General features: G+C 65.1%; 21 protein-coding genes and 1 tRNA gene. 5 read left to right on the top strand and 17 right to left on the bottom strand.

Features of this window, described 5'->3' with window-relative positions:
• Nucleotides 1–130: 130 nt before the first annotated feature.
• The 5 genes from rplS to ffh all read right to left on the bottom strand — a co-directional run bounded on the left by rplS (nt 131) and on the right by ffh (nt 3,746).
• On the bottom strand, nt 131–538 hold the full coding sequence (gene rplS, locus ABB30_RS13910; protein ID WP_057638907.1) for a 50S ribosomal protein L19: 408 nt from the start codon (nt 536–538) through the stop codon (nt 131–133).
• Between the two features lie 164 nt (nt 539–702).
• On the bottom strand, nt 703–1,446 hold the full coding sequence (gene trmD, locus ABB30_RS13905; protein ID WP_057638906.1) for a tRNA (guanosine(37)-N1)-methyltransferase TrmD: 744 nt from the start codon (nt 1,444–1,446) through the stop codon (nt 703–705).
• A gap of 3 nt (nt 1,447–1,449) precedes the next feature.
• Nucleotides 1,450–1,968: a ribosome maturation factor RimM gene (gene rimM / locus ABB30_RS13900; RefSeq protein ID WP_057638905.1), complete on the bottom strand. Its 519-nt coding sequence runs from the start codon at nt 1,966–1,968 to the stop codon at nt 1,450–1,452.
• Between the two features lie 41 nt (nt 1,969–2,009).
• Nucleotides 2,010–2,267: a 30S ribosomal protein S16 gene (rpsP, locus tag ABB30_RS13895; RefSeq protein WP_057638904.1), complete on the bottom strand. Its 258-nt coding sequence runs from the start codon at nt 2,265–2,267 to the stop codon at nt 2,010–2,012.
• 99 nt (nt 2,268–2,366) lie between these two features.
• Complete coding sequence (gene ffh / locus ABB30_RS13890; protein WP_057638903.1) at nt 2,367–3,746, bottom strand: signal recognition particle protein; 1,380 nt, start codon at nt 3,744–3,746, stop codon at nt 2,367–2,369.
• A 106-nt stretch (nt 3,747–3,852) separates the two neighbouring features.
• On the opposite strand from ffh, the gene ABB30_RS13885 reads away from it, so the two are divergent.
• The gene (locus ABB30_RS13885; RefSeq protein WP_057638902.1) at nt 3,853–4,635 is read left to right on the top strand and encodes a cytochrome C assembly family protein; all 783 of its coding nucleotides are present in this window, start codon (nt 3,853–3,855) and stop codon (nt 4,633–4,635) included.
• 59 nt (nt 4,636–4,694) lie between these two features.
• Here ABB30_RS13885 and ABB30_RS13880 read toward each other — a convergent pair whose 3' ends face one another.
• Both ABB30_RS13880 and radA read right to left on the bottom strand, forming a co-directional pair.
• Nucleotides 4,695–5,321 carry a hypothetical protein gene (locus ABB30_RS13880; protein WP_152980755.1) on the bottom strand — a complete coding sequence of 209 codons (627 nt, stop codon included), beginning with the start codon at nt 5,319–5,321 and terminating at the stop codon, nt 4,695–4,697.
• A gap of 136 nt (nt 5,322–5,457) precedes the next feature.
• Entirely contained in the window at nt 5,458–6,840 is a 1,383-nt protein-coding gene (gene radA / locus ABB30_RS13875) for a DNA repair protein RadA (protein ID WP_057638900.1), read from the bottom strand.
• Between the two features lie 128 nt (nt 6,841–6,968).
• Here radA and ABB30_RS13870 point away from each other — a divergent pair, with 128 nt between their 5' ends.
• A complete protein-coding gene (locus tag ABB30_RS13870; RefSeq protein ID WP_083489886.1) occupies nt 6,969–9,092 on the top strand; it encodes a putative bifunctional diguanylate cyclase/phosphodiesterase in 2,124 nt (707 codons plus the stop codon).
• Here ABB30_RS13870 and ABB30_RS13865 read toward each other — a convergent pair.
• The 5 genes from ABB30_RS13865 to cyoA form a co-directional block, all read right to left on the bottom strand.
• On the bottom strand, nt 9,017–9,700 hold the full coding sequence (locus tag ABB30_RS13865; RefSeq protein ID WP_057638899.1) for a lysoplasmalogenase: 684 nt from the start codon (nt 9,698–9,700) through the stop codon (nt 9,017–9,019). The genes ABB30_RS13870 and ABB30_RS13865 overlap by 76 nt on opposite strands.
• Nucleotides 9,701–9,801: 101 nt before the next feature.
• Nucleotides 9,802–10,128 carry a cytochrome o ubiquinol oxidase subunit IV gene (cyoD, locus tag ABB30_RS13860; protein WP_057638898.1) on the bottom strand — a complete coding sequence of 109 codons (327 nt, stop codon included), beginning with the start codon at nt 10,126–10,128 and terminating at the stop codon, nt 9,802–9,804.
• Nucleotides 10,128–10,754 carry a cytochrome o ubiquinol oxidase subunit III gene (gene cyoC, locus ABB30_RS13855; protein ID WP_057638897.1) on the bottom strand — a complete coding sequence of 209 codons (627 nt, stop codon included), beginning with the start codon at nt 10,752–10,754 and terminating at the stop codon, nt 10,128–10,130. Before cyoC ends, cyoD begins: the two co-directional genes overlap by 1 nt.
• Nucleotides 10,751–12,748, bottom strand: coding sequence for a cytochrome o ubiquinol oxidase subunit I (gene cyoB / locus ABB30_RS13850; protein WP_057638896.1), 1,998 nt, complete (start codon nt 12,746–12,748; stop codon nt 10,751–10,753). Before cyoB ends, cyoC begins: the two co-directional genes overlap by 4 nt.
• Before the next feature lie 2 nt (nt 12,749–12,750).
• Entirely contained in the window at nt 12,751–13,806 is a 1,056-nt protein-coding gene (gene cyoA / locus ABB30_RS13845; RefSeq protein ID WP_057638895.1) for a ubiquinol oxidase subunit II, read from the bottom strand.
• A 699-nt stretch (nt 13,807–14,505) separates the two neighbouring features.
• On the opposite strand from cyoA, the gene ABB30_RS13840 reads away from it, so the two are divergent.
• The 3 genes from ABB30_RS13840 to ABB30_RS13830 all read left to right on the top strand — a co-directional run bounded on the left by ABB30_RS13840 (nt 14,506) and on the right by ABB30_RS13830 (nt 19,418).
• Nucleotides 14,506–17,538 (top strand): TonB-dependent receptor plug domain-containing protein, encoded by a 3,033-nt coding sequence (locus tag ABB30_RS13840; protein ID WP_083489885.1) that lies wholly within the window; start codon nt 14,506–14,508, stop codon nt 17,536–17,538.
• A gap of 130 nt (nt 17,539–17,668) precedes the next feature.
• A complete protein-coding gene (locus ABB30_RS13835; RefSeq protein WP_083489884.1) occupies nt 17,669–18,154 on the top strand; it encodes a MarR family winged helix-turn-helix transcriptional regulator in 486 nt (161 codons plus the stop codon).
• A 40-nt stretch (nt 18,155–18,194) separates the two neighbouring features.
• Complete coding sequence (locus ABB30_RS13830; protein WP_057638894.1) at nt 18,195–19,418, top strand: MFS transporter; 1,224 nt, start codon at nt 18,195–18,197, stop codon at nt 19,416–19,418.
• A 100-nt stretch (nt 19,419–19,518) separates the two neighbouring features.
• Here ABB30_RS13830 and ABB30_RS13825 read toward each other — a convergent pair.
• The 5 genes from ABB30_RS13825 to ABB30_RS13805 all read right to left on the bottom strand — a co-directional run bounded on the left by ABB30_RS13825 (nt 19,519) and on the right by ABB30_RS13805 (nt 24,891).
• Nucleotides 19,519–19,594, bottom strand: a tRNA-Thr gene (locus ABB30_RS13825).
• Nucleotides 19,595–19,630: 36 nt separating this feature from the next.
• A complete protein-coding gene (ispH, locus tag ABB30_RS13820) occupies nt 19,631–20,581 on the bottom strand; it encodes a 4-hydroxy-3-methylbut-2-enyl diphosphate reductase (RefSeq protein ID WP_057638893.1) in 951 nt (316 codons plus the stop codon).
• A gap of 28 nt (nt 20,582–20,609) precedes the next feature.
• Nucleotides 20,610–21,116, bottom strand: a complete 507-nt coding sequence (lspA, locus tag ABB30_RS13815; protein WP_057638892.1) for a signal peptidase II — start codon at nt 21,114–21,116, stop codon at nt 20,610–20,612.
• Nucleotides 21,116–23,947 carry an isoleucine--tRNA ligase gene (gene ileS, locus ABB30_RS13810; RefSeq protein WP_057638891.1) on the bottom strand — a complete coding sequence of 944 codons (2,832 nt, stop codon included), beginning with the start codon at nt 23,945–23,947 and terminating at the stop codon, nt 21,116–21,118. The genes lspA and ileS overlap by 1 nt, the downstream gene beginning before the upstream one ends.
• Nucleotides 23,944–24,891 (bottom strand): bifunctional riboflavin kinase/FAD synthetase, encoded by a 948-nt coding sequence (locus ABB30_RS13805; protein ID WP_057638890.1) that lies wholly within the window; start codon nt 24,889–24,891, stop codon nt 23,944–23,946. Before ABB30_RS13805 ends, ileS begins: the two co-directional genes overlap by 4 nt.
• Nucleotides 24,892–24,935 lie beyond the last annotated feature (44 nt).

Below are 24,935 nucleotides of genomic sequence, written 5' to 3'. Positions count from 1 at the left end.
CTGCAGGCGGCCGTTTGCTGCTGGACGTTCTCAAGGCAGGTTTCGCACTGCCGATCTGCCTGCACGAAAAAGGCCGCCTTGCGGCGGCCTTTTCCTTTCCTGCTGCACCAGTTGCTGGTGCGCGCCGGAATTACTCGCCCTTGGCAGCAGCCAGGCGCAGGGCCTTGGCCTGAGCAGCCTTGGCCAGATCTTCCTTGATGCGGGCAGCCTTGCCTTCCAGGCCACGCAGGTAGTACAGCTTGGCCTGACGGACCTTGCCGCGGCGCTTGACTTCAACCGAGTCAACGACCGGGCTGTGGGTCTGGAACACGCGCTCCACGCCGTAGCCGTGGGAGATCTTGCGCACGGTGAACGAGGAGTTCAGGCCGGCATTCTTGGTGGCGATGACCACGCCTTCATAGGCCTGGATACGCTCACGGTTGCCTTCCTTCACCTTGACGTTCACCACGACGGTGTCGCCCTGGCTGAACTGCGGCAGTTCGCGGGTGATCTGGGCGGATTCGAACTCCGCGATGATGGACTTGTTCAGCTTGCTCATGGCTCTACCGATTCTTTATTCGGGTGGGTGTGTCGATATCGACAGCTTGGGTCTCATGCAGTCACCGGACTGTGCTGCACGTTTGTTGTTATGCCCCCACGTGCCGATGCCGGCCGCAGGAAGTCGCATATTCTAGCCAAAAGCAACGGCCAGCGCCAGTTGCCTCAGCGGTTTTTGCTCCCGTCTGCCTGTTGCAGCAGCTTGCGGTCGGCCTTGGACAGCGCCGCTTCATCAAACAGGTCCGGACGCCGCGCACGTGTACGCAGCAGGGATTGCTGACGGCGCCAGGCGGCGATGGCAGCATGGTTGCCCGAGCGCAGTACTTCCGGCACCTCGCCCAGCACATGGCTGGCCGGCTGGCTGTAATGCGGGCAGTCGAGCATGCCGTCACCCTCGAAGCTGTCCTGCACCGCCGACAGGGCATCGCCCAGGGCGCCGTCCTGGACCCGGGTCACCGCATCGATGATCACCGCCGCGCCCAGCTCGCCGCCGGACAGGATGTAATCGCCGATGGAGATTTCCTCATCCACGTTGGCGGACAGGAAGCGCTCGTCGATGCCTTCATAGCGGCCGCACAGCAGGACCAGCCGCGGTTGCCCGGCCAGCTCGCGCACCTTGGCCTGGGTCAATGGCGCGCCTTGCGGAGACAGGTAGATCACCCGGGCCGGAGTGGGATCGGCCGCCTTGACTGCTGCCAGGGTGGCCAGCAACGGCTCGATCAGCATCACCATGCCGGGGCCACCACCAAACGGGCGGTCATCGACACGGCGGTAATTGCCGGCGGCGTAATCGCGCGGGTTCCAGCCCTGCACCTCGACCAGGCCGCGCTCGGCGGCACGGCCGACCACGCCCAGGCCGGCGGACTGGGCGATGAAATCAGGGAACAGGGTGATGACGTCGATGCGCACGGATCAGAAATCCGGATCCCAGTCCACGGTGATGCGGGCAGCGTCGAAATCCACACTGAGCACAAAGTCCGGGCGGACCCATGGGATCATGCGCTCGCGATCGCCGCGGACCACCAGCACGTCATTGGCACCGGTGGAGAACAGGTGGGAGACCGTGCCGAACACCTGACCGGTGGTGGTCACCACCTCCATGCCTTCCAGGTCGACCCAGTAGAACTCGTCGGCCTTCGGCGGCGGCAACGCGCTGCGCGGCACGTACACCTCGGTCCCACGCATGGCCTCGACCACGTTGCGGTCGTCCACGCCCGGGAAGGTGGCCACCAGGTGCTTGCCGGTATCACGGCCACGCGCACCGGTCAGCTCGGTTTCCACGCCAGCGGGGCTGCGCAGGATCCAGGGCTGGTACTTGAAGATGGCCGAACGCGGCTCGGTCCACGACTCGAGCTTGATTTCGCCACGGACGCCAAAAGCACCGACAACCCTGCCCAGCAGGATCCGGCGCGCGGAATTTTCATTGGTCATAAGTGGAAAGGGCCGCATCTTGCGATGCGGCCCCCTGCGGATCAGGCAGCTGCCTGAGCCTTGGTCGCTTCCTTGTACAGGTTGCGGACCTTGTCGGTCATCTGGGCGCCGTTGGCGATCCACTTGTCGACAGCCGGGATGTCCAGCACAACGCGCGATTCAGCGCCCTGGGCAACCGGGTTGTAGAAACCGACGCGCTCGATGTTGCGGCCGTCGCGGGCGCTACGGACGTCGGTGACGATGATGTGGTAGAACGGACGCTTCTTGGCGCCGCCGCGGGTCAGTCGAATCTTGACCATGGTGGTTTTTCCTTTGTAGCCCAGTCGCCAGGATGGCGCGGTAAGTCGGCGATTATAGCCGGGCCGCAGCCCGGCGCCAAGCGCCCATGAATGTCAGGTTCAGCGGAACGGCAAGCCGCCCTTCATGCCCATGGCGCCCATCATGCCGCGCATCGAGCGCATCATGCCCTTCATGCCGCCACCGGCCATCTTGCTCATCATCTTTTCCATCTGCATGTACTGCTTCATCAGACGGTTGACGTCGGCCGGCTGCACACCGGCACCCTTGGCGATGCGGGCACGGCGCGAACCATTGAGCAGGCCCGGGTTGCGGCGTTCCTTCAGGGTCATCGAGTTGATGATGGCGATCATGCGCGGCACTTCGCGGCTCTGGGTGACCTGTGCCTTGAGGTGGTCCGGAATCTGGCCCAGGCCCGGCAGCTTGTCCATCAGGCCACCGATGCCGCCCATGTTTTCCATCTGCTCGAGCTGGTCGCGCATGTCGTTGAGGTTGAACTTCTTGCCGCTGGCGACCTTCTCGGCCAGCTTGGCCGCCTTGTCCTTGTCCACCTGCTGCTCGACCTGCTCCACCAGGGAGAGCACGTCGCCCATGTCCAGGATGCGCCCGGCCACACGCTCGGGGTGGAACACATCCAGGCCATCGACCTTTTCACCGGTACCGGTGAACTTGATCGGCTTGCCGGTGATGTAGCGCACCGACAGGGCGGCACCGCCACGGGCGTCACCGTCGGTCTTGGTCAGCACCACGCCGGTCAGCGGCAGGGCTTCACCAAAGGCCTTGGCGGTGTTGGCCGCATCCTGGCCGGTCATCGCATCGACCACGAACAGGGTTTCGACCGGGTTGACCGCCGCGTGCAGGGCCTTGATCTCGGCCATCATCGCTTCATCGATGGCCAGACGGCCGGCGGTATCCACCAGCAGCACGTCGACGAAGGACTTCTTGGCATCGGCGATGGCCGCCTTGACGATGTCCACCGGGTCCTGGTCAGGCGAGGAGGCGAAGAACAGCACGCCGACCTGTTCGGCCAGGGTCTTGAGCTGCTCGATCGCGGCCGGGCGGTAGACGTCGGCCGAGACCACCATGACCTTCTTCTTGCGCTTTTCCTTGAGCAGCTTGGCCAGCTTGCCGGTGGTGGTGGTCTTGCCCGCACCCTGCAGGCCGGCCATCAGGATCACCGCCGGCGCCGGCACATTCAGGTTCAGATCGGTGGCGGTGGAGCCCATCACCGCGGTCAGCTCGTCGCGCACGACCTTGATCAGGGCCTGGCCCGGGGTCAGCGACTTGAGCACTTCCTGGCCAACGGCGCGCACCTTGATCTTCTCGATCAGGGCCTGCACCACCGGCAGGGCCACATCGGCCTCGAGCAGGGCGATGCGCACTTCACGGGTGGCCTCGCGGATGTTCTCCTCGGTCAGGCGGCCACGCCCACGCAGGCGCTCGATGGTGCCGGAAAGGCGCTGGGTCAGGGACTCGAACATGCGGTGCAACCTGCAGAAGGAATAACGAAACGGCCGATTATACCTGCTGTGCCCCCTTGCCCGCTGCGCCTTCGCAACACCGGCGCGGCTGTGCCACACTGTGGCGATGACAATCGTTCTCATCGCGCTGGTTCTCTACCTGCTGGCCAGCGGCCTGCTGCTGCAGGAAGGCAAACAGGCAGACCGGCCGCGTGGACCCTGGCTGGGCCTGGCCAGCGCCGCGGTACTGCTGCATGCCAGCTACCACGCCCTGGTGGCCTGGCAGACGCCCGGCGGACCGGACATGCATTTCTTTGCCGCCCTCTCCCTGGTTGGCCTGGGCATGGCCGGCCTGACCACGGTGGTGGCCGCACGCGGCCAGCTCACCGCCCTGGGGCTGGTGGCCTATCCGCTGGCGGCCCTGCTGCTGCTGGCCTACCACCTGTACGGCCATGCGCCCTCCCCGGCACTGGGCTGGCGCCTGGAGACCCATGCCTGGACCGCCCTGCTGGCCTACGCCACGCTGGCCATCAGCGCGGTGCTGGCCTTGATGCTGCGCATCCAGGAGCGCGCCCTGCGCCAGCGCAGCTTCAGCCGTTTCAGCCGCCGCCTGCCGCCGCTGCACGAGCTGGAAACCCTGCTGTTCCGCACCATCACCGCCGGTTTCATCCTGCTCAGCGCCACCCTGCTGACCGGGGTCTTGTTCGTCGATGACCTGCTGGCCCAGAAGCTGGTGCACAAGACCGTGCTCAGCGTGCTGTCCTGGCTGGTGTTCGGCACCCTGCTGCTGGGGCGCTGGCGCTGGGGCTGGCGCGGCAAGAAGGCGGTACGACTGACCTTGATTGCCAGTGCCCTGCTGCTGCTGGCCTTCTTCGGCTCCAAGGCGGCGATCGAGCTGATCTTCCACTGAAACAAAAACGCCCCGCAGAGCGGGGCGTTGCTTTGACTGGCCGGCAAGACGGCCCGGGCTCAGCCCTGCCGCTGCACCGTCGGCAACCAGGCCAGCACGGCCTCACGGTCAACCAGCCTGCGTTGCTTCAGCCCACGCAGGAAGGTGGTGGCCGCCTCATCACCATAAGCGCGGCGGGACAGTGCGGTCAGGGTGATGCCAGCAGCCTGCTGGCGGTAGTGGTAGGCATTCCACTCCACCACCAGCCGGCCATCAGGCAGGGTGGCCGACATCACAAAATCCAGTACCGCGCTGCCATCCGGGCCTTCCAGCAGCTCGCCATTGGCCAGTGCATCGCCGCCCGAGCGCCGGGCCTGGATCTCCTGGTACTTGTGCTGGGCAAGCTGCAGCGGCGTCGCCTGGACCGGAACATGACTGAGCAGCAGCATCTCGGTATAGCTTTCCAACTGCTGCCCGGCCGGCAGGTATTCCTGCAACACATGGCCGTTGGCCGATGGCGGGGTGACGAAGGCCAGGCGGTAGACCTGGCCGGCTACTTGCTGCGGCCCGGCCACGCCCAGTCGGTCCTGTGCGCTGGCAGCGCTGGCTGCCGGTTCGAGCGCATGGGCCGGCAGGGCCTGCAGGGCCTGCAGGGACGGCAGCAACAGGGCCAGCAGCAACGGCCAGCGGGAAATCCGGTTCTGCATCAACATCTCCTTGTCTGCGTAACGGACTGCCATCAATAGGCCATCGGCAGGACCGGCACCGTGCCCTTGCGCACATTCCACACAATCCCGGACAGCCGCTGCTGCCAGCCGGGCCAGCGTGAGCGCCACGCCCGGCTCAGCCGCAGGCCGCCTCGATCGCCTGCGACAGCCGCTCCACCGCGATGATCTCCAGGCCCTTGATGCTGCCGGCCTTGGGCGCATTGGCCTTGGGCACGATGGCGCGCTTGAAACCATGGGTGGCCGCTTCCTTCAGGCGGTCCTCGCCATTGGGTACCGGGCGGATCTCCCCGCTCAGGCCGACCTCGCCGAAGGCGATGGTCTTTTCCTGCAGCGGACGGTCGCGCAGCGAGGACAGCACCGCCAGCAGCACCGGCAGGTCGACCGCGGTTTCCTGCACACGGATACCGCCGACCACATTGACGAACACGTCCTGGTCGCCAACCAGCACCCCGCCATGACGGTGCAGCACCGCCAGCAACATGGCCAGGCGGTTGCCCTCCAGACCCACCGCCACCCGGCGCGGGTTGGACAGTGGCGAGGCATCAACCAGCGCCTGCACCTCCACCAGCAACGGGCGGGTGCCCTCGCGGGTGACCATCACGCAGGAACCGGGCTCATGCCCGGAACCGGACAGGAAGATCGCCGAGGGGTTGGAGACTTCCTTCAGGCCCTTCTCGCCCATGGCGAACACGCCCAGTTCGTTGACCGCGCCGAAGCGGTTCTTGAACGCGCGCAGGACACGGAAACGGCTGCCGCTCTCGCCCTCGAAGTACAGCACCGCATCGACCATGTGCTCGAGCACGCGCGGACCGGCAATGCCGCCCTCCTTGGTCACATGGCCGACCAGAAACACCGCAGTGCCGGTTTCCTTGGCATACCGCACCAGCCGGGCAGCCGCCTCACGTACCTGGGACACCGAGCCGGGCGCGGCGGTCAGGGTCTCGGTCCACAGGGTCTGTACCGAGTCGGCCACGATCACCCGCGGCTGCTCGCGCATGGCATGGCCGATGATCAGTTCCACCCCGGTTTCGGCCAGCGCATTGAGGCCGTCCAGCGGCAGGTCCAGACGCTGGGCACGCCCGGCCACCTGGGCCAGCGATTCCTCACCGGTGACATAGAGCACCGACTGGGTCGCGGCCAGGCGGGCCATGGCCTGCAGCAGCAGGGTCGACTTGCCGATACCCGGATCACCACCGACCAGCACCACCGCGCCGTCGACCAGGCCGCCGCCCAGCACCCGGTCCAGCTCGCCGATGCCGGTGGACAGACGGGCCTGCTCGGTATGGGTGACATCCTTCAGCGCGGTGACCTTGGGCGGATCCACCTTGCCGGCCCAGCTGGCCCGCCGTGACGGGCTGGGCTTGCCGGCCGCCGCCGCGCTTTCCAGCACGATCTGGGCCACGCTGTTCCAGGCCTGGCACTCGCCACACTGCCCCTGCCACTTGGTGTATTCAGCGCCGCATTCATTGCAGACGTAAGCCACTCGGCTCTTGGCCATCGTTCCCGGTTCACCGTATTGCGCAGCCGCCACCATACCCCAGCGCAATCGCAACACCTGAGATCAGCTCAAGACGGCGTGAAATAGGTCGATACAGCATCGTCACCCACGCGGTACAGCACGATTCCATGACCGGCACCTACAACCCCTTGTTCGTTGCGATCTCGTTGCTGGTGGCCATTGCCGCGTCCTATACCGCGCTGAACATGGCCAGCCGCCTGGCCACGGCCAACCGGCGCGATGCGCGCTGGTGGCTGGCCGGCGGCACCCTGGCCATGGGCCTGGGCATCTGGTCGATGCACTTCATCGGCATGCTCGCCCTGCACCTGCCCATTGCCACCGGCCATGACATCGGCCTGACCGTCCTGTCGCTGCTGGCCGCACTGGCCGCCTCCGGTTTTGCGCTGTGGCTCAGTGCCCGTCCCCACCTGAGCTGGCCAGTGCTGTTGCTGGGCGGGCTGGTGATGGGCAGCGGGATTGCCGCCATGCATTACCTGGGCATGGCGGCGATGCGCATGCAACCGGGCATCAGCTATGACCCGCTGTGGTTGGTCGCCTCGCTGCTGATCGCGATGGGCGCGGCCACGGCCGCGTTGTGGCTGACCCACCACCTGCACCGGCAGCAGGCACATGGCCTGCACTGGCGGATGCTGGCCGCCCTGCTGATGGGCTGCGCCATCATCGGCATGCATTACAGCGGCATGGCCGCAGCACAATTTGCCCCGGACAGCCTGTGCCTGGCGGCCGGCAGCGGCATGGACAACCGCACCCTGGCGGCGATGATCATCGCCACCACTGCCTCGGTGATGGCCACCGCCCTGCTGGCCGTGCTGTTTGACCGCCAGATGCAACTGCGCACCGAAATACTGGATGCACGCCTGGCCAGCGCCCGCCATCGCCTGCAACAGGCCAGCCTGCATGATCCACTGACCGGCCTGCCCAACCGCTCCCTGCTGACCGACCGCATCGGCCAGGCCATTGCCAAGGCCGCCCGCCAACGCCAACTGATTGCGGTGCAGCTGGTCAATCTGGATGACTTCCGCCTGATCAACGAGCTGCACGGCCATGCCTGTGGTGACCAGGTGCTGCTGGAGCTGACCCGGCGCATGAGCGCAACCCTGCGTGCCGATGACACCCTGGCCCGGCTCGGCGGCGACGAATTCGTGGTGGTCTCGGCCGTCAACGGCCCGGGTGAGGCGGCCCTGCTGGCCGGGCGGCTGCTGGCAGCCATCACCGCACCGGCGCAACGCGAGCAAGGCCCGGTCAGCGTGCAGGCCAGCATCGGCATCGCCCTGTACCCACAGGACGGCCAGGACGAGCGTGCCCTGATCAGCCATGCCAACACCGCCATGGAGCACGGCCGCCAGCATCGCCTGCAGGGCGGCCATACCTTTTTCACCAGCGCCATGCAGGCCGCCGCCGACCGCCAGCTGCGCCTGCTCCAGGACCTGCGCGGGGTGCTGCAGCGTGACGAGCTGGTCCTGCATTACCAGCCCAAACTGATGGCGGCCGGCAAACCGGTGATCGGTGCCGAGGCGCTGCTGCGCTGGCAGCACCCGCTGCTGGGCCTGCTGATGCCCGACAGCTTCATCCCGCTGGCCGAACGCAGCGGCCTGATCGTGCCGATCGGCGACTGGGTGCTGGACCAGGCCTGCGCCCAGCTGCATCAATGGCACCAGGCCGGGCACCGGCAATGGTCGATGGCGGTGAACCTGTCAGCGGTGCAGTTCAATGCGCCGGGGCTGGTGCACAGCGTTGCCAGCGCCCTGCAGCGCCACCACATCCCGGCCGACCGTCTGACTCTGGAGGTGACGGAAAGCACCGCCATGCGCGATGTCGAAGCCAGCCTGAAGATCCTGGGCGAACTCAGTGCGATGGGCGTGCATATCGCCATTGACGACTTCGGCACCGGCTATTCCAGCCTGCTTTACCTGAAGCGGCTGCCGGCCACCGAGCTGAAGATCGACCGCGCCTTCGTGCGCGACCTGCATGCCGGCAGCGAGGATGCGGCCATCGTCGCCTCGATCATTGCCCTGGGCCGCACCCTGCAGATGCGCATCGTGGCCGAGGGCGTGGAAACGGCGGCCCAGCAGGGCTGGCTGGACGCGATGGGCTGCGACCAGCTGCAGGGCTACCACTTCGACCGCCCCCTGGATGCGGCCAGTTTCAACAAGGCTTATTGCGGCCCGGCAGCATCACTGCAGGAACCGGCCTGCACCGAGGCGGCAATCAAGTACTGCGCGGCCCAGTAGGTCAGCAGCACGCCAACAATGGCCAGCGGCAGCGGGCCGGCAAAACGGTCCCAGGCCAGCCAGCTGTCACTGGCCACAAACAACAGCGCGCCGCCTGCAGCCAGACGGTTGGCCAGACTGGCCATACGCCGCATCGCGCCAGCCAGGGCCAGCGCCGCCATCGCCGCAATCACCAGCACATAGGCACTGACCGGAACCTGCATCGCTGCCGGCAGGTGTTGCCACAGGGCCAGCAGGTTGCCGGCGCCGATCAGCGTGGCCAGCCCGATTCCAGCCGGCAACGCACCGGCGCGTGCATCACCGGCGAAGGCGGCGATGTAGCACAGGTGGGCCAGCAGGAAGGCCACCAGGCCGGGCACGAACAAGCCCTGCGGCAGCATCAGCAACACATCACCGAGCAATGACAGGCACAGGCCGGCCAGCACCCAGCGCCGGTATCCCTGGCGCATCACCGGTACGGTCATGCCGGCGACCCAGGCAATCAACCACAGCGTTGCCAATGGCTTGCACAGCCAGTGCAGCCACCACCATGGCCCCTGCCCCAGCGCCCCGATGATGGCACCTGCCGCCAGTACCGCCAGTACCCCTGCACGTCCGCCTGCACTCATGTCCTGCCCTCCCCGGCAAAGCAGCAAGCATCGCTGCAAGGCGGACAAAAACAAAGGGCCACCTTGCGGTGGCCCTTTGCGTATCAGCCGATGCTGAAGGCTCAGTGCATCATGAAGTAGTTCATGTTCCACATCACCCACAGGGTGCCGACCACGATGATGGCGATCACCAGCAGGGTGAACAGGCCAGCGGCAACGTTCATGCGCTGCCCCTTCGACCCATCCAGGTGCAGGAAGAACACCAGGTGGACCAGCACCTGCAGCACCGCGGTGATCACCACCGTCAGGCCAGTGGCCAGCGGCGACATGCCACCGCTCATCACTGCCCAGAACGGAATGATGGTCAGCACTGCTGCCAGCACGAAGCCGATCAGGTAGGACTTGACGCTGCCGTGGCTGGCGTCGCCGTGATTGTCATGTGCGGACATTACATAGCTCCCGACAGGTAGACGACGGAGAACACACCGATCCAGATCAGATCCAGGAAGTGCCAGAACAGGCTCAGGCACATCATGCGGGTCTTGTTGCGCTGGGTCAGGCCATCCTGGGACAGCTGGATGAACATCACCGTCAGCCACAGCAGGCCGGCGGTCACGTGCAGGCCGTGGGTGCCGACCAGGGCGAAGAACGCCGACAGGAAGGCACTGTGGTCCGGACCGTAACCCTGGTGGATCAGGTGGTTGAACTCCCAGATTTCCATGGCCATGAAGCCGGCACCCAGCAACCAGGTGATGGCCAGCCAGAAGAACATCTGGCCCTTCTTGGACTGGTGCATGGCAATCATGCCCAGGCCGAAGGTCAGAGAGGAGAACAGCAGCAGCGCGGTTTCCCAGGCAACGAAGGACAGGTCGAACAGGTCCTTGGCCGACGGCCCACCGTTGGTGCCACCCTGCAGCACCACGTAGGTGGCGAACAGGGAGGCGAAGATGAGCACGTCGCTCATCAGGTAGACCCAGAAACCGAGCAGGGTGTTCTCGCCGGCGTCGTGGTGGTGGTCGTCATGGCCCGCTGCGTGGGCAGCGGCACCATGGTTGTTGTGGGCGAGAGTACTCATGCCTTCACCTCGGTCTTCACCAGGCCCTGGGCTTCCAGGTGCTTGCGGTGCTCATTTTCAATGCGCTCGACTTCGGCGGCCGGGACCCAGTAGTCCACGTCCTTGTCAAAGCTGCGGTAAATGAAGGTGCCGATCATGCCGACCAGGCCAATGATGGCCAGCCACCAGATGTGCCACACCATCGCAAAGCCCAGCACCAGCGAGAAGGCACCGATGACCACACCGGTACCGGTGTTCTTGGGCATGTGGATGTCTTCGTACTGGGTCGGCTTGACCCAGGCTTCGCCGCGCTGCTTGCGGGCCCAGAAGTCGTCCAGCTCCTCACCCTTGGGCAGGGTGGCGAAGTTGTAGAACTGCACCGGAGAAGCGGTTTCCCACTCCAGGGTACGGGCATCCCACGGGTCGCCGGTCAGGTCCATGTTCTGCTTGCGGTCCTTGATGGACACGGCAATCTGGATGACCTGGCACAGGATGCCCAGGGCAATCAGCGCAGCACCGACGGCAGCCACGATGAAGTACGGCTGGTACTCCATGTTCGGGTAGGACTGCATGCGGCGGGTCGCACCCATGAAGCCCAGTGCGTACAGCGGCATGAAGGCCACGTAGAAGCCGACGAACCAGCACCAGAACGCGCGCTTGCCCCAGGTCTCGTTGAGCTTGAAGCCGAACATCTTCGGCCACCAGTAGGTGATGCCCGCGAAGCAGCCGAACACCACGCCACCGATGATGACGTTGTGGAAGTGGGCGATCAGGAACAGCGAGTTGTGCAGCACGAAGTCAATGGCCGGGATGGACAGCATCACGCCGGTCATGCCACCGATGACGAAGGTGACCATGAAGCCGATGGTCCACAGCACCGGGGCGGTGAACTGGATGCGGCCGCGGTACATCGTGAACAGCCAGTTGAAGATCTTCACGCCGGTCGGGATCGAGATGATCATCGTCGTGATGCCGAAGAAGGCATTGACGTTGGCACCCGAGCCCATGGTGAAGAAGTGGTGCAGCCACACCAGGAACGACAGCACGCCGATGGCGGCCGTTGCGTAGACCATGCCCTTGTAGCCGAACAGGGTCTTGCGCGAGAAGGTGGCGATCACTTCGGAGAACACACCAAAGCACGGCAGGATCAGGATATAGACCTCCGGGTGACCCCAGATCCAGATCAGGTTGACGTACAGCATGGCGTTGCCGCCACCGTCATTGGTGAAGAAGTGGGTGCCCATGTAACGGTCAAGGGTCAGCAGGACCAGGGTGATGGTCAGCACCGGGAAGGCGGCGATGATCAGCACGTTGGTGACCAGGGCAGTCCAGGTGAAGATCGGCATCTTCATCAGCTTCATGCCCGGGGTACGCATCTTCAGGATGGTAATGAAGAAGTTGATACCCGACAGGGTCGTACCCAGACCGGAGACCTGCAGCGCCCAGATGTAGTAGTCCATACCCACACTTGGGCTGTACTCCTTGCCGGACAACGGCGGGAAGGCCAGCCAGCCGGTAGCGGCGAACTCACCGATCCACAGCGAGATCATCATCAGGCCGGCACCGGCCACGAACAGCCAGAAGCTCAGCGAGTTGAGGAACGGATAGGCAACGTCGCGGGCACCGATCTGCAGCGGGACCACCAGGTTCATCAAACCGGTGATCAGCGGCATGGCCACGAAGAAGATCATGATCACACCGTGTGCGGTGAAGACCTGATCGAAGTGGTGCGGGTTCAGATAGCCTTCCGCACCGCCAGCGGCCAGCGCCTGCTGGGCACGCATCATGATGGCGTCAGAGAAGCCACGCAGCAGCATCACGAAGGCGACGATGAGGTACATCGCGCCGATCTTCTTGTGGTCCACCGAAGTGAACCACTCCTTCCACAGATAGCCCCAGAGCTTGAACTTGGTCAGCAGGGCCAGCATACCGATGCCGCCGAGGATGGCGCCGACCAGGGTGGTCAGCACGATCGGATCGTGCGGGATCGCATTGAGGGACAGTTTTCCGAGCATTGTCATTCTCCCGAGACGCCGTGACCCGCATGGGCGGCGTGCTCGTCAGCGGTGTGACCTGCATGGGCATCATCAGCCACGTCCTGGCCAGCCACCGGTGCCTGATCGGCCGGAGCCTGCTCGACAGCGGGGGCTGCATGGGCATCGTGGCTGCCATGACCGGCAGCAGCGTGGGCGTCGGCCTTCATGCCAAAGTGATGGTTGTCACCCATGTGCTTGTTGATCACCCAGTCAAACAGGCCGTCTTCGACGTTGCTGTAGTAGGTGACCGGGTACCAGTCGTGGTTCTTCTCCGCACCGATGGCGGTGAAGGCAGCCTGGTCCATGGTCTTGCCATCGGCACGCACCTTGGCCAGCCACTGCTGGTATTCGGCATCGCTGACCGAATGGGCATCAAAGTACATCTTGTTGAAGCCATAGCCGCTGTAATGCGCCGAACGGCCCGGGAAGGTACCGGTCTGATCAGCGATCAGGTGCAGCTTGGTTTCCATGCCGGCCATCGAATAGATCATCGACCCCAGATGCGGGATGAAGAACACATTCATCACGGTGTCGGCAGTGATGCGGAAGTTCAGCGGGGTGTCCACCGGGAAGGTCAGCTCGTTGACCACGGCCACCTTTTCTTCCGGATAGACAAACAGCCACTTCCAGTCCAGCGACACGGCCTGGATCTCGATACCCGGCTTCTCGTGTTCGATCGGCTTGTACGGATCCAGCTCGTGCGAGGACTTCCAGCACAGCACGGCCAGGGCCGTCACGATCATGCAGGGAATCGACCACACCACCACTTCAATGGCGGTGGAGTGCGACCACTCCGGCTCGTAACGGGCGTTGGTGTTGGAGGCGCGGTACTTCCACGCAAACACCAGGGTCATCACGATCACCGGGATCACCACCAGCAGCATCAGCACCGTACAGGTGATCAGCAGGGTGAGTTCTTCCCGGGCGACCTGGCCCTTCGGGTCAAACAAGGCCCAGTCGCAGCCCGTCATCAAGACGGCCATCGCGACAAGCAGGCCCGGGCGCAACAAACGCCCAAGGGTTTTCAACGGAATCATCGCAAGATCCAATTGGGGAGGGTGTACCGAAAAGATGCCAAGTCCCCGGACGCAGAACGGCCCACGTCGGAGCAGTTCCGCCGCGGACAGGACACCAGACACAATTCAGCCCTGCAATTTTAGGCCGCCACGCCTTTTAACGAAAGGCATTGACGTGGCGTTAACGCCATGTAGAAGGCCTTCACGCTGCGACATGTTGTCGCAGATTGCCCCCCTGCGCACGTTGCGCACCGGCGAGGACGCCGCAGACAGGGCCGCGCCCGTCTGCGGCGCTGCGAGGAGCCGGGCACGGCGCAACTGCAAATGTGCTGACTTCGTCACGTTTGATGACGTGCAAATTTCAATTCCGTACATATTCCAGCCAATGACGCCCAATTGTTGGCAATGAAACCAAATTTTGACCGCAAGCAAGGCCCGTGAAGTCACGTACGGGCCGGTTTATTTGTGCTGATTTCCGCATCGATCACACCCCATCCGAGCAAGACTTAAGTGTTCATTCAGCATAAAGATGTACCACCGAGGGGAATACACATCGCGATCACGCTTGATGCGCTGCGGGGCACCGGCCCGGCAGTGCAGCACGGACCCGCTTGCGGTACCGGCACAGCGTCTGCGGTGCCGACAGACAAGGCCCACCCGGGTCCTGTCGCCACCCCCTCCTGTACCGCTTACCGTCACCCCTGTTTGGAGCGCATTCCGATGAGCAAGACCCGTCAGTCCTCCGCGTTGAAATTTCCCTGTCGTGGCCCCCTGGCCGGCGCCATTGCCACCATCCTGATCGGCGGCCTGCTCGGCGGCCCGCAGGCGCTGGCCCAGGAGCGCGCCAGCACCGAAGACGAGCCCACTGCTGACCAGGCCCAAACCCTGGACACCATCGTGGTGACCGGTTCGCGCATCCGGCGCGAGGCTGGCTTCGACGGCCCGGCGCCGATGAGCACCATCGATGCGGCAGCCATCACCGCTTCCGGCCACACCCAGATCACCGACGTGGTCAACCAGCTGCCGGGCTTTGCCATCACCCAGACCGGCCAGACCAGCAACCAGTACGAAGTCGGCAACCCGGGCATCAACGCCCTGGACCTGCGCGGCATGGGCGTGCAGCGTACCCTGACCCTGGTCGACAGCCGTCGCCAGGTGCCGTCGATCCCGGGCACCTCGGGCGTGGACCTGAGCATGATCCCGTCCAGCCTGGTCGAACGGGTGGAAGTGATCACCGGCGGTGCTTCGGCCCTGTACGGCGCCGACGCCGTCAACGGCGTGGCCAACTTCATTCTCAAGCGCGACTTCGACGGCCTGGAAGCCAACATCCGTTACGGCAATTCCAGCCGTTTCGACATGCCCTCCACCACCGCTGACGTGCTGTTCGGCAAGAACTTCGCCGACAACCGCGGCAACTTCACCCTGTTCGGTTTTGCCGAACGCACCAGCGGCGAAGTCTCCGGCCAGGACCGCCCGTGGACCGCCGGCGGCATGCCGCTGTACGAGCGCGCCAATGCCGGCGATCGTCGGGTGATCACCGAAGGCAACCGCAACTTCTACAACAGCCCCAACGCCCAGGTGGTGCTGGGCAACTGCAACTCGTCCAACTGGATGAATTGCCTGTACACCTTCGATGCCAACGGCCAGCTGCGCCGTCCGCAGCTGGGCCCGGGCGGCCTGGTCAACCTGAATCCCGGCGCCCTGAACACCGGCAATGCCCTGCTGCAGCAGGGGCGTACCGACGGCGGCGAATACGGCGCCTATTACGACAACTGGATGCTCAGTGTCCCGTCTGACCGTCAGACCGTGCGCAGCACCGTCAACTTCGACTTCAACGAACACGCCCGCTTCTTCGCCAACCTGACCTACTCGCAGAGCCAGACCCAGACCCGCAACCGCGAACTGGCCGCCTACGGCTCGGGCTACGAAGAAAGCGTGCCCTACGACAGCCCGTTCATCACCCAGGACATGATCGACGCCAACGGCGGCGCGTTCACCGACAACATCAGCTTCGCCCGCCACTTCGACAATGACTTCGGCCTGCGCCGCACCGATTACGAACGCAAGCTGCTGCAGGTGGTGACCGGCCTGGAAGGTGACTTCGAGCTGTTCTCACGCAACTGGAACTACTCCGGTTACGTCTCCTATGGACGCAGCGAGGAGCGTTCGCGCTCGCTCAATGCCGCCGCCCTCCCGCGCTTCTATGCCGGCCTGAACTCCACCGCCGATGCCAATGGCAATGCCGTGTGCAATGGCTCGTGGGTGTGGAGCGATGTACTCAATGACTGGGATTGGGCCGCACCGATGGCCGGCTGCGTGGCGATCAACCCGTTCGCCCAGCTGACCCCGGAAATGGTCAAGTGGCTGAGCTATGACACCGACTGGTCCAAGACCCAGATGACCCAGAAGGTGGCCTCGGCCTATGCCAGCGGCGGCCTGTTCGACCTGCCGGGTGGCGAAGCCCAGCTGGTGGTGGGCATGGAATACCGCAGCGAAAGCAACAACGTCGGCGTGTCCCCGCAGTTCAATGCCAACCACGCCCTGTTCGACCCGAGCCTGGGTTATACCGCCACCCCGCTGATCGGCGAGTACAGCGTCAAGGAAGCCTTCGGTGAAATCCACCTGCCGCTGATCAGCGGTGCGCCGGGCGCCGAGCGCCTGTCGCTGGATCTGGCCGGTCGCGTGTCCGACTACAACCTGTCCGGCCGCACCACCACCACCAAGGTCGGCCTGGAATGGGCACCGATCGAGGACCTGACCCTGCGCGGCACCTATGGCAAGGCCATCCGTGCACCGAACATCGGTGAAATGTTCACCGCCGGCGTGGTCTCCGGTGCCTGGTTGTACGATCCGTGCAACGACTACTCGCTGGCCAACAGCACCGGCAACACCCAGTACACCGCGGCCAACTGTGCGCAGATCGCCCCCTCCGACACCGCCACCTACTGGCAGTGGCTGGATGTGATCTACTCGGGCAACACCGAACTGGGCCCGGAAACGGCCAAGACCACCACCTTCGGCGCCGTGTTCCGCCCGCGCTTCATCAACAACCTGGTGATCTCGGCCGACTACTACAAGATCGACCTGCGCAACGTCATCGCCGGCCTGGCCCCGCAGACCATCCTGCAGCGCTGTGTTGACCTGGCCTCGATGGACAACCAGTTCTGCGGCCTGGTTACCCGCAATGCCACCGGCGACCTGGTGGACGTGTCGGTGCAGCAGCTCAACCTGGCCCAGAGCCTGGCCCGTGGCGTGGACATCAATGCCACCTGGTTCACCCAGCTGCCGCGCGGCCACCGCCTATCGCTGGACCTGAACCTGGGCCGCAACCTGGAGCGCATCGACATTGCCGATGCCGCCAACCCGGACGATGTCTGGAACAATCTGGAAATCTTCGGCACCCCGCAGTGGAAGGGTTCGCTGCGCACCGGCCTGAGCCACGAGAAGTACAGCGTGTACTGGACCCTGCGCGGTTACTCCAAGATGCGCGCCTCCGAATATGCCACCTACGAGACCTACGAGCGTCCGTGGTCGGGCAGCATGTTCTACAACGACATCTACGCCAGCTACCAGCTGACTCCGAAGGTGAGCGTGTCGGCCGGCATGAACAACATGTTCGACCGCTCGCCGCCGCGCATCCCGGGTGCCGAAGCCGGTGGTTCCAACTTCAACCAGGGCATCGCCGGTACCTCGTCTGGCCTGTATGACGTGATCGGCCGCACCTTCCACCTCAGCCTGAATTTCAAGCTGTAAGCAACACCGCAGGGCAAACACATCGGCCAGGTGCCAGGCACCTGGCCGATGTTGTTTGTACCGGTACCGGGTGGCAACGGCACGCAGGCCAGGATTGTCATCAGCCCGGCCGCGGCGCAAAATACTTTGCATGCAAACAAACACCCCTGCGCCGGCCGCATCGACTACGGCTGCGGACATCGCCCTGGCCGGGTTCCGCGCCCGCTTCGGCCAGCTGATCGGCTCGGTCTATCGCCAGTGGCGTCGCCAGGTGGATCTGGCATTGCGTGACAGTGGCCTGTCCGATGCCACGCGCATGCCCTTGATCACCCTGTACACCCATGCCGCGCCGATGCTGCAGAAGGACCTGGCCCAGGCCCTGCACCTGGACAGCTCCTCCCTGGTACGGGTACTGGCCCAGCTGCGCGCGGCCGGCCTGGTGCAATGGCAATGCCAGCCGGCAGACCGGCGCACCAAGTGCATCGCCCTGACCGATGCCGGCCGTGACTGCGCCCTGCGCATCCTGCAGCACAGCCTGCATATCGAGCACACGATCCTGGACGGGGTCAGTGCCGAAGACCTGGAAGTCACCCGCCGCACGCTGGAGAAGATCTCCCGCAGTTTCGACACGCTCTGATGCCTGCACCGCATCGCCACCCGCAACACCGGAACCTGCAATGAAACCCAAGGCAACACCGTATTTCTGGGTCAGCTACGCAATGATCGTCGGCGTGATGGGCACAGCCCTGATCAGCCCGCTGTATGCGCTGTACAAGGAGCTGTGGCAGCTCAAGCCCAGTGACATCTCCCTGCTCTATGTGATCTACATGGGCGGCGCCCTGGCCGGACTGCTGTTTCTGGGCCGCCTGCCGGACCGCACCAGCTTCCTGCGGGTGATGCAGGCCGGCCTGTTGCTGATCCTGCTCGGCACCGTGATGTGCCTGCTGGCCAACAACCTGTGGTGGCTGGGCAGCGGGCGTTTTCTGGTCGGCATCGCCTCCACCCTGCTCACCACCAGCGCCACCAAGGGCCTGGCCCTGCTGGCCCCGGCCGGCAGCGCACAGCGCGTGGCCATGTTGACCGGCTTCTTGATGGCGCTGGGTTTTGGCCTGGGCCCATTGACCGGCGGCATCATCGGCCAGTGGCTGCCACAGCCACTGGTCAGCGCCTACCTGCCGACCCTGGTACTGGGGCTGTGCGGCTGGCTGGCACTGCGCACGCTGGCACTGCCGGCCACCGCGCAGGCCGCCATGGCACCATTGCAGGCCCACGATTTCCTGCCCCAGCTGACCCTGCCGACACCGGAAAACCGCAGCGCGTTCTGGCTCACCACCTGCCTGCCGTTCATGGCCTTTGCGGTGTTCGGCCTGTATGCGGCCATGTCGCCCCTGTTCCTGGACAAGCTGGTGCCCTGGCATGGCCCGGTGGTCAGCGGCAGCGCCATCGCCCTGATCCTGTTCGTTTCGGCCATCGTCCAGGTCCTGGTCGGCCGCCTGCCCACCTACCGCACCGGTACTGCCGGCTTGCTCATGCTGGCCCTGAGCAATGCCCTGCTGATGGTCAACCTGTGGGCCGGCTCTGCCCTGCTGTTTGTGGCCGGGGTGCTGGCCGCGGCAATCGGCCATGCCATGTGCATGCTGGCCGGCATGAGCCTGGTGCCGCGCCTGTCCGAGCTGCGCACCCGCTCCGGCCTGTTCTCCACCTACCTGCTGGTCGGATACATCGGCTCGATGCTGCCGATGCTGGGCATCGGCGCCATCGCCGACCACTGGGGCATGCGCGCGGCGGTGACCAGCTTCTGCATCATGGTGATCGCCATTTGCGCCCTCGGCGCCCCGCTGTTCTGGCGCCACCGGCGCATCCGCCAGGCCAGTCAGGCCGGAACCACGCAGGCCGCGTGAGCCCAGCGCCCCCCCATGCCCTCCACATGCCCACCCGCCAACGGCATCACACCACCCCAAGCCAGACAAAGAAAAAGCCCGCACAAGGCGGGCTTTGACTTGGTGCCGGAAACAGGAATCGAACCTGCGACCTACGCATTACGAATGCGCCGCTCTACCAACTGAGCTATTCCGGCGAAGGGCGTAATTGTAGGGTTTTTCAACCGTTTCGGTCAATCCACCAGACGCAGGCGCAGTTCCTTGGGCAGGGCGAAGACCATGGTCTCCGGCTCGCCGTCCAGCTCGCGCTTGGTGGTGGCACCGAGCTGGGCCAGACGCTCCAGCACACCATCCACCAGCACCTGCGGGGCCGAAGCACCGGCGGTCACGCCGATACACTGCTTGCCCTGCACCCAGGCCGCATTGATTTCGCCGGCGTTGTCGATCAGGTAGGCCTCCACCCCCTCACGCTGGGCCAGCTCGGCCAGGCGGTTGGAGTTGGAGGAATTGGGCGACCCCACCACCAGCACCAGGTCGGCCTGCTTGGCCAGATCGCGCACCGCATCCTGACGGTTCTGGGTGGCGTAGCAGATGTCGTCCTTCTTCGGCCCGTCGATGGCCGGGAAGCGCTCACGCAGCGCATCGATCACCGCACGGGTGTCATCCACCGACAGCGTGGTCTGGGTGGTGTAGGCGATGTTCTCCGGCTGGCCGGGGTTGAGCGCCAGCACATCGTCCACGTCCTCGACCAGGTAGATCGAACCGGTGTGGGCCTCACGGCTCCACTGGCCCATCGTGCCCTCCACTTCCGGGTGGCCTTCATGGCCGATCAGCACCACATCACGGCCATGACGGCAGTGGCGGCTGACCTCGAAGTGCACCTTGGTCACCAGCGGGCAGGTCGCATCGAACACCTTCAGGCCACGGCGGTCAGCCTCGGCACGCACCGCCTTGGACACGCCATGGGCCGAGAAGATCACCGTATTGCCATCCGGCACTTCGTCCAGTTCCTCGACGAAGATCGCCCCGCGTGCCTTCAGGTCATCGACCACGAAGCGGTTGTGCACCACTTCATGGCGCACGTAGATCGGGGCGCCCAAGGTTTCGATGGCGCGCTTGACGATCTCGATGGCGCGATCGACACCGGCACAGAAACCACGCGGATTGGCCAGCAGTACTTGCATGCTCGTCTCTCTTGCCAGGGCCGCCGGATCAACCGGCAGCCTTGGCCTTGTCCTTGCCTTCAAACAGGCCGAATACAAAAATGCCGATCGCCCCGCCGACGATGGCGCAGTCGGCGATGTTGAACGAGGGCCAGTAGTAGCTGCCCACGTGCCACTGGATGAAATCCACCACGTGGCCGTGCAGCTGGCGATCGATCACATTGCCGATTGCCCCGCCGATCACCAGCGAATACGGTAGCGCCGCCTTCCACTGGCCGCGCGGCAGCTGGTACAGCCACCACGCCAGCAGGCCGCTGATGCCGATTGCCAGCGCGGTGAACAGCCACAGCTGCCAGCCACCGGCACCGGCCAGGAAACTGAAGGCCGCACCGGTGTTGTAGGTGCGGTACCAGTTCCAGAAGCCCTCGATCACCGGCACCGCGGTGTATTCGGGCAGGCTGGACAGCACCCAGGCCTTGGTCCACTGGTCGATGACGATCACCGCCACCGACAACAGCAGCCAGACCAGCGCGTTGGGACGCGGACGGGCCTTCATCAGAACCACCGGCGGGTTTCACCCGCACCGGCCACGTTGTCGGCGCAGCGGCCGCACAGCTCGGCGTGCTCGGCATTGCTGCCGACATCGGCGCGGTAGTGCCAGCAGCGCACGCACTTGGCCTTGCTGGTCGGCTCGGCACTGACGAAGATCTCGTCGGTGGTGGCCTCGCGCACCTGCACATCGCCACTGATGAACAAAAAGCGCAGTTCATCAGCCAGCGGTGCCAGCTTGGCGGCGGTGGCGGCATTGGCGGCAATGGTGATTTCCGCCTCCAGCGCCGCACCGATCACGCCATTGGCGCGCATCGGCTCCAGCACCTTGGCCACCTGCTCGCGCATGCCCAGCAGCTGGTCGAAATCGGCGGCCGAAATGGCGGCGTCCTCGGCCAGCGGCTGCAGGCCGTCATACCAGGTGGTGAACAGCACGTGCTTGTCACGCTCACCCGGCAGGTAGCCCCACAACTCGTCGGAGGTGAAGGTCAACACCGGCGCGATCCAGCGCACGAATGCCTCGGCCACGTGGTACATGGCGGTCTGCGCGCTGCGGCGGCCGGCCGAGTCGGCCTGCATGGTGTACAGGCGGTCCTTGGTCACGTCCAGGTACAGCGAGCCCAGGTCGACGGAGCAGAAGTTGAGCAGCGCCTGCACGATCTCGGCGAAATCGTAGCGGTCATAGGCGGCCTTGATCTTCTCCTGCACCTGCCAGGCGCGGTGCACGATCCAGCGGTCCAGGGCGACCATGTCTTCCAGGGCCACGCTGTTGGCCGCCGGGTCGAAGCCGTCCAGGTTGGCCAGCAGGAAGCGGGCGGTGTTGCGCAGGCGACGGTAGGCATCGGCATTGCGCTTGAGGATTTCCTGGGACAGCGACATCTCGTTGGAGTAGTCGGCCGAGGCGATCCACAGGCGCAGGATGTCCGCACCCAGGGTCTTCATGATGTCCTGTGGCTCGATGCCGTTGCCCAGCGACTTGGACATCTTGCGGCCCTTCTCGTCCACGGTGAAACCGTGGGTCAGGCACTGCTTGTACGGGGCATGCTTGTCGATGGCCACGCCGGTCAGCAGCGAGGACTGGAACCAGCCGCGGTGCTGGTCGCTGCCTTCCAGGTACAGGTCGGCCGGCTTGCCGAAGCCACGCTCCAGCAGCACGCCTTCGTGGGTGACGCCCGAATCGAACCAGACATCGAGGATGTCGGTGACCTTCTCGTAGTCGCCGGCTTCATCGCCCAGCAGGCTGGCAGCATCCAGGTCAAACCAGGCATCGATGCCCTCGACCTGCACGATGTCGGCCACCTGTTGCATCAGCTCAACGCTGCGCGGGTGGATCTCGCCGGTCAGGCGGTGGGTGAACAGCGCAATCGGCACACCCCAGGTGCGCTGACGGCTGATGCACCAGTCCGGGCGGCCTTCGACCATCGCGCCGATGCGCGCCTGGCCCCAGGCCGGGAACCAGCCGACCTTGCCGATCGCGCTCATCGCATCGCTGCGCAGGCCGGCCTTGTCCATCGAGATGAACCACTGCGGGGTGGCGCGGAACACCACCGGGGTCTTGTGACGCCAGCAGTGCGGGTAGCTGTGTTCCATCTTGCTGTGGGCCAGCAGCACGCCGCGGGCGCTGAGCACCTCCACGATGGCGTCCTGGGTCTTCCAGATGTGCTGGCCGGCCAACACCACGCCATCGGCATCCGGGGTGGATTCCAGGTACACGCCACGGCCATCGACCGGGTTGATCTGGCCGGCGTTGTAGTTGTCCATCAGCGCGTACTTGGCACTGACGGCAAAGTCTTCCTGGCCGTGGCCCGGGGCGGTGTGCACCGCACCGGTACCGTCTTCGTCGGAGACGTGCTCGCCATTGAACAGCGGCAGGTCGCGGTCGTCATAGAACGGGTGGGCCAGCAGCTGGTTTTCAAGCGCCGCACCGTTGGCGCGGCCATGCACCACCAGCTCGTTGATGCCGTAACGGGCCAGCGACTTCTCGGCCAGCTTGGCCGCCAGCACCAGCCAGCGCGCAGCGCCGTTGCGGGCCGGGCCTTCGACCAGCAGGTATTCAATTTCGGCACCCAGGGACACGGCCAGCGAGGCCGGCAGGGTCCACGGGGTGGTGGTCCAGATCGGCACCGCCACTTCCACGCCCACCGGCAGCTGCACGCCGAAGCTGGCCGCCATCGCGGCGCTGTCACGGGCCGGGTAAGCCACGTCGATGGCCGGGGAAACCTTGTCCTGGTATTCGATCTCGGCTTCGGCCAGGGCCGAGCCGCAGTCAAAGCACCAGTGCACCGGCTTGGCACCGCGCATCAGGTGGCCGTTGGCCACGATCTTGGACAGGGCACGGATCTCGTTGGCCTCGAAGCCGAAATCCAGGGTCTTGTACGGGTTGTCCCAGTCGCCGGTCACGCCCAGGCGCTTGAAATCGCGGCGCTGGATGTCGATCTGCTCGGCGGCGTATTCACGGCACTTCTGGCGGAACTGACGCGCGTCCAGCTTGGTGCCGACCTTGCCCCACTTCTTCTCCACCGCAATTTCGATCGGCAGGCCGTGGCAGTCCCAGCCCGGCACGTAGGGCGCATCGAAGCCGGCCAGGTAGCGCGACTTGACGATGATGTCCTTGAGGATCTTGTTCACCGCATGGCCGAGGTGGATCTGGCCATTGGCATACGGCGGGCCGTCGTGCAGCACGAACAGGTCGCGGCCGGCGGCATTGGCGCGCAGCTGGGCATACAGGCCCTGCTCTTCCCAGCGCTCCAGCGTCCCCGGCTCGCGCTTGGGCAGGTCGCCGCGCATCGGGAAATCGGTTGCCGGCAGGTTGAGGGTGGCTTTGTAGTCCTGGCTCACGCGGTGGCTCGCAGTCTGTGTTCTGAAAGGATGTGACGCGCCTGGGCGGCATCACGGTGCATCTGCTCGGTCAAGGCCGGCAGACCATCAAATTTTTCCTCGTCGCGCAACTTGGCGACGAATTCGACCTCGATCCGGCGCCCGTACAGGTCGCCATGGAAGTCGAACAGGTGAGCCTCCAGCAGCGGCTCGACCCCGGCCACGGTGGGCCGGGTGCCGAAACTGGACACCGAAGGCCACGGTGTTTCATACACCCCGTGCACCCAGGTGGCATAAATCCCGGACAGCGCCGGCGTACGTGCAAAGCGCAGGTTGGCGGTCGGGAAACCCAGGGTGCGGCCCAGCTGCTGGCCGCGCACCACGCGCCCGGCAATGGCATAGGGCCGGCCCAGCAGGTCGGCGGCACGGTCAAATTCGCCGGCCAGCAGGTGCTGGCGGATGCGCGTGCTGGACACCCGCTCGCCGTGCACATGCACGCTGTCGATCTGGCCAGCGGCAAAACCCAGCTGGGCGCCCATGGCCTGCAGCAGGGCGAGGTTGCCGCCGCGCTTGTGGCCGAAACTGAACTCCGGGCCGATCCAGACCTCGCGGGCCTGCAGGCGGCCGACCAGCAACTGGCGCACGAAGTCCTCGGCCGGGGTCGCGGCCATGGCCGCGTCGAAGCCGAGCAATCCCGCGCCCTGCATGCCCTGGGCGGCAAAGGCCTCGACCTTGTTGCGGGCCAGGCTCAGGCGCGGCGGCGGATTGTCACGGCCGAAAAATTCGCGCGGCAGCGGCTCGAAGGACACCGCCACCGCCGGCACGCCCAGCGCCGCCGCACGTTGTGCGGTGTGCTGCAGCAGGGCCCGGTGGCCACGGTGGACCCCGTCAAACGCACCAATGCACACCACGCTGCCGGCCGGATACAGCACGTCACCTTGGAGGTCTCGGAACAGCTTGATCATGGATACCTGATACACCCGGCAGACGCCGGGCACGCAACGGGGGA

This window comes from Stenotrophomonas ginsengisoli, assembly GCF_001431485.1.
In the GTDB taxonomy this organism is placed as follows: Bacteria; Pseudomonadota; Gammaproteobacteria; order Xanthomonadales; family Xanthomonadaceae; genus Stenotrophomonas; species Stenotrophomonas ginsengisoli.
Note: the sequence above shows the minus strand (reverse complement) of the source record. Positions and strands in the feature narration are given on the sequence as shown.